The organism is Chelatococcus asaccharovorans, assembly GCF_003201475.1.
In the GTDB taxonomy this organism is placed as follows: domain Bacteria; phylum Pseudomonadota; class Alphaproteobacteria; order Rhizobiales; family Beijerinckiaceae; genus Chelatococcus; species Chelatococcus asaccharovorans.
In genome coordinates this window covers 122,357-134,475 of the sequence record NZ_QJJK01000002.1, presented here as the reverse complement: position 1 = coordinate 134,475, position 12,119 = coordinate 122,357, and the positions used below count along the sequence as shown (strand labels likewise).

General features: G+C 64.1%; 11 protein-coding genes. 5 read left to right on the top strand and 6 right to left on the bottom strand.

The genetic code is table 11. The annotated features are described in order from the left end of the window. Positions 1-209 precede the first annotated feature (209 nt). The 3 genes from lon to C7450_RS05235 form a co-directional block, all read right to left on the bottom strand. Positions 210-2,639 (bottom strand): endopeptidase La, encoded by a 2,430-nt coding sequence (gene lon, locus C7450_RS05245; RefSeq protein WP_110373360.1) that lies wholly within the window; start codon positions 2,637-2,639, stop codon positions 210-212. Between the two features lie 13 nt (positions 2,640-2,652). Continuing rightward, complete coding sequence (locus tag C7450_RS05240) at positions 2,653-3,072, bottom strand: Hsp20/alpha crystallin family protein (RefSeq protein WP_110373359.1); 420 nt, start codon at positions 3,070-3,072, stop codon at positions 2,653-2,655. A 121-nt stretch (positions 3,073-3,193) separates the two neighbouring features. Then, a complete protein-coding gene (locus C7450_RS05235; RefSeq protein WP_110373358.1) occupies positions 3,194-4,096 on the bottom strand; it encodes a LysR family transcriptional regulator in 903 nt (300 codons plus the stop codon). Between the two features lie 114 nt (positions 4,097-4,210). Between C7450_RS05235 and C7450_RS05230 the strand changes: the two genes are divergently transcribed. Beyond that, complete coding sequence (locus tag C7450_RS05230) at positions 4,211-4,768, top strand: NAD(P)H-dependent oxidoreductase (RefSeq protein WP_110373357.1); 558 nt, start codon at positions 4,211-4,213, stop codon at positions 4,766-4,768. Between the two features lie 100 nt (positions 4,769-4,868). On the opposite strand, the gene C7450_RS05225 is transcribed toward C7450_RS05230, so the two are convergent. Both C7450_RS05225 and C7450_RS05220 read right to left on the bottom strand, forming a co-directional pair. Beyond that, positions 4,869-5,756, bottom strand: coding sequence for an aldose 1-epimerase family protein (locus tag C7450_RS05225; protein WP_110373356.1), 888 nt, complete (start codon positions 5,754-5,756; stop codon positions 4,869-4,871). 104 nt (positions 5,757-5,860) lie between these two features. Next, positions 5,861-6,901 (bottom strand): LacI family DNA-binding transcriptional regulator, encoded by a 1,041-nt coding sequence (locus C7450_RS05220; RefSeq protein WP_245449519.1) that lies wholly within the window; start codon positions 6,899-6,901, stop codon positions 5,861-5,863. A 246-nt stretch (positions 6,902-7,147) separates the two neighbouring features. On the opposite strand from C7450_RS05220, the gene C7450_RS05215 reads away from it, so the two are divergent. The 4 genes from C7450_RS05215 to C7450_RS05200 are packed head-to-tail and all read left to right on the top strand — an operon-like array spanning position 7,148 to position 11,374. After that, on the top strand, positions 7,148-8,281 hold the full coding sequence (locus tag C7450_RS05215; RefSeq protein WP_170147069.1) for a mandelate racemase/muconate lactonizing enzyme family protein: 1,134 nt from the start codon (positions 7,148-7,150) through the stop codon (positions 8,279-8,281). Positions 8,282-8,313: 32 nt separating this feature from the next. Further along, complete coding sequence (locus tag C7450_RS05210) at positions 8,314-9,594, top strand: ABC transporter substrate-binding protein (RefSeq protein WP_110373353.1); 1,281 nt, start codon at positions 8,314-8,316, stop codon at positions 9,592-9,594. After that, positions 9,591-10,541 carry a carbohydrate ABC transporter permease gene (locus tag C7450_RS05205; RefSeq protein WP_110373352.1) on the top strand — a complete coding sequence of 317 codons (951 nt, stop codon included), beginning with the start codon at positions 9,591-9,593 and terminating at the stop codon, positions 10,539-10,541. The genes C7450_RS05210 and C7450_RS05205 overlap by 4 nt, the downstream gene beginning before the upstream one ends. Beyond that, complete coding sequence (locus C7450_RS05200; protein ID WP_110373351.1) at positions 10,538-11,374, top strand: carbohydrate ABC transporter permease; 837 nt, start codon at positions 10,538-10,540, stop codon at positions 11,372-11,374. The genes C7450_RS05205 and C7450_RS05200 overlap by 4 nt, the downstream gene beginning before the upstream one ends. Before the next feature lie 63 nt (positions 11,375-11,437). Here C7450_RS05200 and C7450_RS33870 read toward each other — a convergent pair whose 3' ends face one another. Beyond that, positions 11,438-12,118 carry a response regulator transcription factor gene (locus tag C7450_RS33870; protein WP_170147068.1) on the bottom strand — a complete coding sequence of 227 codons (681 nt, stop codon included), beginning with the start codon at positions 12,116-12,118 and terminating at the stop codon, positions 11,438-11,440. Between the last annotated feature and the right edge of the window lies 1 nt (position 12,119).

Sequence of the window (12,119 nt, the reverse complement as noted above, 5' to 3'; positions counted from 1 at the left end):
CCGGAAAAGGGAAGGCCGGACCCTACTTGCCAAGCCGACGCGGCGCCAGTCGCCGACAGGCAAATTTTACGACGAAATTGGGAGAATGCCCCGTTTCAGGATCGGGCTGTGCGCCACAGCACGCCGTGCACAGGGTGCGTCGCGTCAGGAATGCCTGCCGCTTGCCGATGGGCAGGCGGCAGGCTCGATGGCTTTTGGACCCGGCGGGCCTATTCCGCCGCGGCTGTCTTCTTGTCCTCGGTCGCCGGTTCCAGGGCTTGCGCGATGGCGTCATCGACACGCTCCAGCCAGACGAATGCGAGGCGCTTGCGCGCATCCTCCGGAATATCCTCGTAGTCCCGGCGGTTGCGTGCCGGCAACAGCACGCGCGTGAGGCCCGCACGGGCGGCAGCCACCACCTTTTCCTTGATCCCGCCGACGGGCAGGACCAGGCCGCGGAGGCTGATCTCGCCGGTCATCGCCGTGTCGCTGCGCACCGTTCGCCCCGTGAGCGCCGAGACGAGCGCCGTGAACATCGCGACGCCGGCACTCGGTCCATCCTTGGGCGTGGCGCCGGCCGGGACGTGGATATGGATATCATTGCGCTCGAAGAGAGCGGGGTCGATGCCGACATCCCTGGCCTTGCTCTTGACCAAGCTGAGCGCCGCCTGGGCGCTCTCCCGCATCACCTCGCCAAGCTGACCGGTGAGGATCAGCCGTCCGCCGCCCGGAGTGCGCGTCGCCTCGATGAACAGGATGTCACCGCCGACGGGCGTCCAGGCGAGGCCCGTTGCGACGCCGGGGACGCTGACGCGCATCGCGACCTCGTCCTCGAAGCGCGGCGGTCCAAGAAGGTCATCGAGCTGGTCCACACCGATATGCGTGTGGCCGGCGCTGCCTTCGGCGATGCCGACCGCGATATGCCGGAGCGCTCGCCCCACCTCCCGCTCGAGGTTACGGACCCCGGCTTCACGCGTATAGCTGCGGATGATCGCCATCAGTGCGTCATCGGCAATATCGACCTGATCGGCCTTGAGGCCGTTGGCTTCCAACTGCCGGCGCACCAGATAGCGCTTGGCGATCTCCAGCTTTTCGTTGTCGGTGTAGCCCGACAGGGTGATGATTTCCATGCGGTCGCGCAGCGGGCCGGGTATCGTATCGAGCATATTGGCCGTGGCGATGAAGACCACGCGCGACAGGTCGAACGGCACGGCGAGATAATTGTCCCGGAACGTGCTGTTTTGCTCGGGGTCGAGCACCTCCAGCATGGCTGCGAAAGGATCGCCCTGGACGCCGGCGCCCATCTTGTCGATCTCGTCGAGCATCAGCACACAGTCGCGCGAGCCGGCCTTCCGGATCGCCTGGATGATGTTGCCGGGGAGGGCACCGACATAGGTGCGGCGATGGCCGCGGATCTCCGCTTCGTCATGGACGCCGCCGAGGCTGACGCGCCCGAACCGCCGCCCCATCGCGCGCGCGATGGACTGGCCGAGAGAGGTCTTGCCAACGCCGGGCGGGCCCGCGAAGCACAGGATCGGTGCCTTGCCCTGCGGCGCGAGCTTGCGCACGGCAAGATATTCGACGATGCGCGTCTTAATCTTGTCGAGACCAAAGTGATCCTCGTCGAGGATCCGCCGCGCCTCCGCGATGTCGATCGGCTTTTCCTCGGGCAAAGCCCAGGGCAGTTCGATCAGCCAATCGAGATAGGTGCGGATCATGCCGTATTCGGCGGAGGCGTCGGGCATGCGCTCCAGCCGGCGCAGCTCCTTGCGCGCCGCCTGGTCGACCTCCGGGGGCATCTTAGCCTTGGTGATCGCCTCGGTGAGCTCCGCCACCTCCTGGGCCTTGCCATCGCCCTCGCCGAGCTGGCGCTGGATGGCGGCCATCTGCTCGCGCAGCAGCACTTCGCGCTGGCGTTCGTCGAGCGAGGCCTTCGTCTGACGGCCGATCTCCTGGGACAGCCGCAGCACCTCGATGCGCTGCGCGAGGACCTTCGCGACCTTCTCCATGCGCGCATGAAGATCCACGGTCTCGAGGATATCCTGCTTGTCGTTCGGCGATATGTCGATATAGGCCGCGACAAGGTCGGTCAGGGCCGAGGCCGATGTCGCGCCCTGCACGGCCGCCAGCAGTTCCTGCGGGGCCTGTGGCAGGAGCTGCAGGGCTTCCATGGCCTGCCCCTGCAGATGCAGGAAGCGCGCCTCGATGTCGGGACTGTGTCCCTCCGGCTCTTCGATGCGCCGCACCTGCGCCGCGAGGTATGGCGTCTCCCTGATGAACTCCTCGACATAGAAGCGTCCATCGCCCTGGCAGATCAGGTGATGCGAGCCATCCGGGGCGGTGACGAAGCGCAGGATATTGGCGACGACACCCATGCGGTGCAGGCCGAGAGGGGAAGGCTCCGCATCGGGGTCGCGCTGCATCAGGACGCCGATCTGGCGCCCCTCGCGCACGGCCTGCTGGGCGGCCGCGATCGAAGCCGGTCGGCCGATGACGATCGGCATGACGACGCCCGGGAACAGGACAAAGCTGCGCACAGGCACGATGATCAGAGCGTCCGCTGGAAGCTCGATCGGTCGCGCATTGGTATTGGCGTTGGCCTCCGCGCTGGGCGCGCCGCTGGCATCTGGGGCGAAATTGGGGGAATTCTTAAACATCATGGCAGGGCCCTGATCAAACAAGCTTGCGCAGCACGACGAGAAGACAGCCATGGTCGACCGTTGGTCGACCGACCTCGTAACGTCCCTTCGGCAGTTGAAGTTGCCTCTCGAAGCGGCCCTGCGGCAATTCGAGACGATGAATGGTCGCCGTTCTCAACTCCGGTGGCAGAACCCGCTGGCCCGCGATGATGAGCACGCCGCCGACGATGGAGACCTGAATATGATCCGGGTCCACGCCAGGCAGGGCGGCGAGTACGCGCAATTCATGGTCGGTTTCCAGGACATCGACGGGAGGCTCCCATTGGGGCGTTGCGGTCCGGCCGCCGCCGGCGCCGGAGGCAGGCCGAAACAGGTCCCGGTGCATGCGCTCGGCACGTGCCAGCATCTCGACAGCATCGGACCACATCCAGGCCTTCAGGTCCCGGTTCTTCATTCTCGGCCTCCGCAGCGCTTCTTCGTCATGACCATAGATAGGATGTGAGTACGGCCGCTGCCAATTACCAATGATGATCTTGGCGATTGGCGCGAGACAAGTGAGATGTTCGGCGTGGCGATCATGGCATTGCCTCCAACAGCTCCGTCATGACGCCCGCGACATGCTGCACGGCAATATCGGCATTTCGACGCACATGCCAGGCAAGGTGCAGAGGAAAGCCGGGAACAGGAATAGGCGGCTCGAACACAACGAAACGCTCCGCAGTATCCAGTGGCAAGCAGCGGCTCGGCAGCATCGCAATGAGATCGGCGCCCTCAAGCAAGGGTGGCACCATGATGAAGCTCGGCACGACAATACCGACATGGCGTTGTCGGCCGATTGCGGCCAAGGCGTCATCGAGGTCTCCCCGCGTCTCGCCGCGCGCGGAGACCAGCACATGCGGGAAATCGAGCCATCGGTCCAGGGTGAAGTCGGCGGCCGCCGGATGATCCCGGCGCATCAGCACGCGATAGTGCTCCCGCAGCATTTCCTTGCGCGTGAATGACGGATCATGCCGGGGAAACACCGAGGCCGCGAGGTCTATGGTGCCCTTGGCGAGGCCATCAAGGGCGGCGGCGCCGCCCTGCCAGGGCTGGATGACAAGGTCTATGCCGGGGGCCGACCGCGCGAGAGAGGCATGCAGCGGTCCCACGACAATCACAGCCGGATAGTCCGCCATGACGATGCGGACGGTCTGGCGGATTGCCCGGATGTCGGGGATGGGCGGCTTGATGAGGTCTGCGGCCTCCGCCAGCAGGGTTTTCAAACGTGCGCGCAGGGTCTCCGCCCGCGGCGAGCGCCGCATGCCGCCCCCGGTGCGCTCGAGCAGGGGATCGCCAAACAGATGCCGGCACCTTTCGAGCGCGCTCGAGGTGGCCGGTTGCGACAGCCCCAGGCGCTTCGCGGCGCGCGAGACATGCGCCTCGTCGAGCAGGGCGTCGAGCACGACGAGCAGGTTGAGATCATATCCCCGTAAATTCATAGGATAGATAATTGCATATATTGATTATCGATTGGAAGAATTTTTGGCGGGCCTGCATCCTCTCTCCATCGAGCATCGCTCCTGACCCAGCTACTGCCCTCAGAGGAGGCCGCCATGTCGCAGAGCCACGCCCGCACGCTTGTCCTGATGTTTCACCCCGATATGAGTCGATCACGCGCCAACAGGTCGCTGCTCCACGCGGCCGCAGCGCTCGACGATGTGACCGTGGTCGACGTCAGGTCCCACTATCCGGATGGCCGCATCGATGCCGATGTCGAGGTGGCGCGCCTGCTCGCGGCCGAGCGGATCGTGATGCAGTTTCCGGTGCAGTGGTATTCGACCCCGCCGCAACTCAAGGCGTGGCAGGACGTCGTGCTCACCCGGATGTTCTATATGAACTATCAGACCGAGGGGCGACTCTTGGAAGGCCGCCCGCTGCTCGTTGCGGCAACCGCGGGGAACAAGGCAAGCACCTATACCGAGACCGGCGCGAACCTCGTGCCGCTCGAGGCGCTGCTGTCGCCCCTGCGTGTCACAGCCCATCGGTGTGGCCTGCGCTGGGCCGAGCCTTTTCTGCTTTATGAGGCGAACACGCTGCCCTGCACCGCCTTGGCCGAGGCAGGCCGGGACTATGCGGCGCGCCTGCGGCAGTGGATCGCCACAGGCGTCTAGCGCCAAGTCCGTCTCTTGCGGACTTGCTCCGCTCAAAAATTAACGAGCAAATTCATTGATAGAGATGGTATCGGACGATTCCATCGAAGTCGGATTTGCCCTAGGCGTCCACTGTTACCGTCATCGCGACGACAACCGATTGGCCGGGGGCGATGGATGCGAGACCCGGCTTGCCGCGGAAGTCTCCGGAAAAGCCGAGCGGGTCCGGCCTGCCGTGCCAGGGCTCGATGCACAGGAATTCCGCTCCCGGCTTCATCCACAGCATCACGTCAGGGCAGTTCTCATAACCGATCTTGAGCGCAAGCCTGCCGGCCGGCGCACCAAAGCGCACATGCGAACTCTGCGGCGCGACAATGAAAAGGCCGCCGCCTGTGAAGAGGTCGTCATTGAGGGCGAGATGGCCGTCTGGAAGATCGACGACCGCGCTCTCATCGGTGAAGAAGCCCTGCACAGGCCGCTTGGTCGTCAGGCTTCGGTCTTCCGGAAAACTCACCGTATAGGAATTCTTCGGCACCCCGGACTCCAGCGGCCAGCGAAAACCGGGGTGGAAGCCGAAGCTCGCGGGCAGGACCTCGCTGCCGGGATTGGTGATGGTTGCGGCGATGCGCAGGCCATCGGCGCCGAGGCTGTAATCCAGCTTCAAATCGAAGTCGAAGGGGTACTGCGTACGGGTCGCTGCTGTTGCTTCGAGGGTCAGGCTGCAGCGATCTGGCTCGCTTTGCACCACGGTGAATGCGGAGCGTTTGGCGAAGCCGTGCGGCGGCATCGGATAGGCGCGTCCGTCCACCTGAATTTCACCATTGGTGACAAGGCCGATGGTCGGAAACAGCACGGGTGCGCGCTCGGCCCAGCTGTTCACGTCGCCTGGCCAGAGCAAGGGCCGGCCGTCGTGGCTGAGGCTCATCAGTTCAGCCCCAGCGGGATTGATTTCGGCGCGATAGCCGTGGCTCTCGATAGGAACAAGCGCGGGTGACGGGGATGGGGGCATGGTCCACCATGTGAGTGCGGGGTCCGGTCTCGCCGGGCGAGGAATTTAAATCGCAAAGCGCAAAGCGTCGAGGCTTGGTGCGTTCGTTCCGGCGCGGGGCGTCCTCACGACTGCGCTTGGATGCGCGGCGCGCCGACCGAGCCGCGAAGTTCGAGCGTCGCCGGGAGCTGGACGTGCCGGCGCGGCTTGGCCTCTGCCGGTGGCTTGCGGCTGTCCCCCAGCCGTTCCATCAGCAATTCCCAGGTTGCCTCGGCGATCGCGATGCTGGGATGCCGGATGATCGAGAGCGGCGGCGTCATCACGTCAGCCCAGACCGGCTCGTCGAAGGCAACGAGGGAGACATCGTCGGGATAGGTGATCCCTGCCGCCTTGAAGGCGCGAAGCACCCAGAGGGTGATGACGCTGTTGCTGGCGATGACGGCCGTCGGAGCATCGGGCGCGCGCAGGGCCGCGATGAGCCTTTGCCCGAAGGCGATCTCATCCTCGCCGCTGACGAGAACGGTCGTGCGCGTGGGTTCCGGTGCAGCCCGTCCCGCGGCCTCGAAGGCCGTGATGCGTTGTTGGGTGGTGACGAGGTCCGGATAACGCGCGGTATAGAGAATGTGGCGATGCCCATGGGCGACGAGGCCGGCGACCGTTGCCGTCATCGCTTCGCTATTGTTCATCGTCACATAGTCGAAGCGCTCGTCCGACCAGAACCGGTCCACCATGATGGCTGGAATGCGCGCGCGGTCGAGCAGGTCGAACGTGCGATGCGGTGACTGGCTGGGCACCATGATGAGGCCGGCTATGCGATGGGCGAGCAGCGTTTCGACCCGCCGATACTCCATGTCCGGATCGTGTCGGCTCAGAATCTGCACCATCTCGAACCCGCGCGTGTAGGCGATGTCCTCGAGGGCGTCGATCAAACTCGTGAAATAGGCGCTGGCTGCATGGGGCACGCAGAGCCCGATCACGCGAGAACTCTCGCTTTTCAGACTCTGCGCCAAGCTGTTGCGGAGATACCCGAGATGCGCAATGGCCGCGAGCACCCGCTCACGCTTGTCCGCACTGACCACATGCGGATCGTTCAAGACGTTGGAGACGGTGCCCGTCGAAACGCCTGCGCGGCGGGCGACGTCATGCATGGTCGGTTTGCGCGTCACGCTCAAGAAAGCCCCTCACTTCCGGCGCACGATAGCGGGCCCGTGCCCGGCCATCCACCGTCTTCATACCGATTGCGGAGATGCGGAAAATGGCGAAGGTCGTCAATGAGTTGCACCATCCCTTCGGCTCTACTCCGGTGATTTCGCGCGTTCGGTCGCGAATTTCGCTTGATGGCGATATCCATTTCAATTTACGTTTGGAACGTTTCAATCACAAGCCGCACCAACCGGGAAGACCATCTCCATATGAAAGTCACGGGAATTGAAACGTTTAAATTCTGGGTTGACTGGTGCAACTGGCTGTTCGTCCGCGTCACCACAGATGAGGGGCTGATCGGCTGGGGCGAAGCTTCCCTGCATGGGCCGATCGAATCGGTTGAAACGGCCATACGGGAAATGGCGCCGCATCTGATCGGCCAGGATCCCGCGGGCCCGGAGCAGCATTGGCACCGCCTGTACAACGCCTGGCGCTGGCGGGGTGGCGCGACTTTGACAAGTGCGTTGAGCGGGATCGACATCGCGCTGTGGGACCTTGAGGGCAAGCGGCTCGGCGTGCCGGTACACCGCCTGCTGGGCGGGGCGCACCGCACGCGTCTGCGCGTCTATGCCAGCCATTGGCTTTCCGGAGTGCGCACGCCGGAAGCAGCGTTCGAGGGCGCGCGCGAAGCCGTGCGCCGGGGCTTCACGGGCTTCAAATGCTGCCTCATCAGCTATGACGGCCTCCGCGCCAACGAAGCGCGGGAACTGCGTCTCGCCCGCGAGATGATGGCGGCGGCGCGCGAGGGCGCCGGGCCGGATGTCGACATCTTCCATGAATGCAGCGAGTTCCTGTCGCCGCGCACGGCCGTGATGCTCGATGATGCCCTCTCGCCGTACAGGCCCGGCTGGTTCGAAGAACCGATCCCCTTCGAGAACGCCAAGGTCATGGCACGGCTCCAGCGCGAGCTCAGGACGCCGATCGCCACAGGGGAGCGCCTGCTGTCGCGTTATGAATTCCGCGAACTGCTGGAGGAGGGCGGCTGCAAGATCATCCAGCCGGACATCATGCACGGCGGCGGGTTCACCGAGTTGCGACGCATCGCGTCCATGGCTGACACCTATTATGTCCCGGTGGCGCCGCATAATCCGGGCGGACCGATCTGCACGGTCGCCTCCATGCATCTCGCCGCCAGCATTCCAAACTTTTACATCCTCGAGCAGATGGAGCCGCAGCGCGCCATTCGCGACGCGGTGAGCCGCCCGGCAATTCGGTTCGAGGACGGCCATTTCATCCTGCCCGACGGCCCGGGCCTCGGCCTCGAGCCCGACATCGAGGCGCTCAAGGACCACGCCTTCAAGCCCCAGCCGTTTGGTGAGCGGCCGGGCTCGCTGTTTCGGTGACAATCCAGAAGAGTTAAGGGAGGACCACACTCATGAAATCGACACGCAGCACATTGTTGTCCGGGATTGCTGGCGGGCTTGCCTTGATGGGCGCCGCCGGCGCGACCGCGCAAACCGCCGACAAGCCGATCGTTCTCCAATGGCAGACCGCCAATTTGACGGAGAAGCAGTTCGAGCCGGTCTGGAAGGAGATGGTCGCGGCCTTCGAGGCGGCCAATCCCGGCATCAAGATCGAGCCGGTTCTCGTTGCGCGCAAAGACCACTGGACGAAATTTGTGACGGCTTCGCAGGCGCGCCGCGCGCCCTGCCTCGTCTCCGTGGACCTCACGACGGCCGCCTATAACGGCTATCTCATGGCGCTCGACAGCTATTGGAACGCGGAGCCGGAAGCCTGGCGGAAGGCCTGGAGCGACGAGGTCATGAAGGCCGCGCGCTGGCAGGGCAAGCTCTATGGCGTGCCGATCTGGGGCGGCATCTATGCCGAGATCTACAACAAGGATCTCGTGACGGCCGCCGGGCTCGATCCCGCGAAGCCGCCGGTGAGCTGGGCCGATTACATGACCTGGGCCAAGGCCCTCACCAAGGACGGCCAGTGGGCCACCGCCATCCTGGGCGGCAAGACCGATACCACCACGCGCGTCCTGCTGACATGGATCTATTCCAACGGCGGTGAGGTGTTCAACGCCGACATGACCGAGGCGACCTTCGCCAAGAACCCGAAGAGCCTTGAGGCCATCAAGGCTTACCTCGGGATGGCAAAGGACGGCTTCGCCGCGCCGGCGCCGACCACGACGAACTATCTCGAACAGACCGTCATGTTCGCGCAGAACAAGATCGCCACCATGCGGAATGCCAATTGGGCGATCGCCAAGGCCGAGGAAGACAACCCCGCGCTGAAGGGCAAGCTCATCGTCGCGCCCGCACCGCATCAGATCCCCAATGCGCCGACCCTCAAGACGATGACGTCGACCAGCATCGCGGCCGATTGCCCAAATCCGGAAGCCGCGTGGAAGTTCATCAAATTCGAGGCCGATGCGAAATGGTCGATCAAGCGCGCCAAGGTCGCGAACTGGATGCCCATTCGCAGCGATCTCGCCAACGAACCGGAGATCAAGAGCGATCCGATGCTCCTGACCTTCCTGAAGATCGGTGAGAATGCGAAGCCCTATCCCCTGCCGCTGCCGATCTGGGCTGATATCGCCGCCGGCGACATCGTCGATGCGGTCCAGAAGGCACTCCTCGCGCCGGACACGGTCGAGACGGTGTTCAAGGATCTCGATGCCAAGATCAATCGTAAGCTGAAAGACCAATGACGGTCGTCTCCGACAGCCTTTCCCGGCCGGCGCTGCCCCAGCGCCGCCGGGGCCAAGCCACCCGGCCCGGCCTCGAAAGCGAGCGCTGGCATGGGTATCTCTTCATCGCGCCGGCCTTCATCTTCCTGTGCGCCGTCATCGTCGTGCCGCTCGTTAAGGCGTTCTGGACCAGCCTCGAGCGCACACGCGGGCTGAATACGATCTTTGTCGGTTTCGACAACTATGCCCGCGTGCTGGAGAGCGAGGCCTTCTGGAATTCGCTTCGGGTCTCTCTGTCCTTCACGGCGCTGTGCGTCGCCATGCATGTGGCGATCGGGCTCGGCCTCGCGATGCTGCTCAATCGCGTGGTGCATGCGCGTGCCGTGCTGCGCGTCGCCTTCCTCACGCCCTGGATGGTGGCACCGGCCATCGGCTCGACGGTCTGGCTCTGGCTGCTGGAGCCGCAGTTCGGGGTCGTCAACTATCTGTTCTCGGCCGTCGGGCTGATCGACAGCTACAAGGCCTGGCTCGGCGAGCCCTCGCTCGCCTTCGGCTCGATCGTCGCGGTTGATGTCTGGCGCGGCGTGCCCTTCGTCATGCTCCTGCTGCTGGCCGGTCTGCAGACCATCCCGGTGGAGCAGTATGAGGCGGCTGGCATCGACGGCGCCTCGCCTCTGCAGCAGTTTCGCTACATCACGCTGCCAAATCTGAAGTATTTCATTGTGGTCGCCTCGACGCTCGACATCATCAATACGATCCGGATGTTCGACATCATCGCGGTGATGACGGGCGGTGGCCCCATCGGCGCGACGGAAGTCTTGCCGGCGCTGCTTTATAACACGGCGTTCCGCGCCAATCATTTCGGCGAGGCGGCGGCCATCGGTGTGCTTCTTCTTATCCTCGTGCTCGCCTTCTCCGTGCTCTATGTCGGGCTGACGCGCACCCACGCGCAGGAGGGTTCGCGATGACCCGTGTGACGCTGACGCCGGCCGACATTCTGCGCTGGGCGCTGATCCTGGCGGCGCTCGCGGTGACGCTCTTCCCCTTCTATTGGATGGTCAATACATCGCTGAAGCCGGGGCCCGAGGTCTTTCAGTCGCCGCCAACCTTCTTCTCGGCGAACTGGTCGTTTGATGCCTATCGCGTCGTCTTCGAGACACGGCCCATCGGCCGCTATCTCCTGAACAGCCTCATCGTGTCGGTTGGAGCCACCGCCTTGTCCGTCGTGCTGTCGGCACTCGCGGCCTATGGCTTCACGCGCTTCTTCGTGCGCGGCGCCGCCGCCTTCGTGCTTTTCCTGCTCTTCACCAAGATGCTGCCGGAAACGCTCTTGATCATCCCCTATTTCCAGATCATGGCATCGCTCGGCCTCGTCGATACCTATCTGGCGCTGATCCTGGCCTATTCGTCCTTTGCCCTGCCGTTCTCGGTGTGGATGCTGATCGGCTTCTTCCGCACCATCCCGAGGGATATCGACGAGGCGGCGATCATCGACGGCGCGTCCCGATTGCAGACCTTCTTCAAGGTCATTCTGCCGCTGGCGCGGCCGGGGCTCGTCGCGGTGGCGCTGTTCACCTTTATCATCGCCTGGAATTCCTACGTCTGGGCGCTGGTGCTGACGACGGACGCGAATATGTTCGTGGTGTCGGTCGGCATCGCCAATCTGGTCGGCGAGTATCGCGTGCAGTGGAACGAGTTGATGGCCGCCTCGGTCATCGCGGCCCTGCCGGTGATGATCCTCTACGGCTTCCTCAACCGGCATCTCGTCAGCGCGATCACCGCCGGCGCGGTGAAGGCGTAGCCCGGTTGCAGCGCGCCATCGCGGCGGACGCGTGACATCGGCGGCAGTGCAGGAATGTTGAAGTCAGGAGGTGCCGCGATAGATATAGCCATTGCCGCGGGACGTCTTGACGAGGTCGCCATCGAGGCCGTGGCTCTCGAGCTTGCGTCTGAGGCGTGTGATCCGCGTATCGATGCTGCGATCGAGCGGGTCCGTCCCGTAGGCCGGGGCCAGCCGCAGGATCTCGTCACGGCTCAGCATCCTGCCGGGATTGGTGGCGAAGGCGGCGATCAGGTCGATCTCCGTCGGGAATAGATTGACCTCGCGCCCGTCTGGTTCGAACAGCTTCCAGCATTTCAGATCAAGCGAGAACGCGCCGAACGGCACAATCGTGTCTTTTTCAGCGCGCCGGCGCCGCAGGATAGCCTGGATGCGCGCGCCCAGTTCCAGCAGCGAAAAAGGCTTGGTCACATAATCGTCAGCGCCGATCTCCAGGCTGACCACCTTATCGGTCAGATCGTTGGTGCCTGTCAGCATGATGATGCCGAAGTCGTAGCCCTGGCGCAGACGGCGCGTGATGCTCAATCCATCCTCGTCGGGCAGGCTGAGATCGAGCACGACGAGATCGGGAAGCTGTTTGTCCAACATCGTCGACAAGGCACGCGAATCGGCGGCGCAGCGCACCACGTGACCCTCCAGCGTCAGATAGTCATCGAGCATTCCGCAGATCGCCCGATCATCGTCGACAACAATCACATCCGCCATG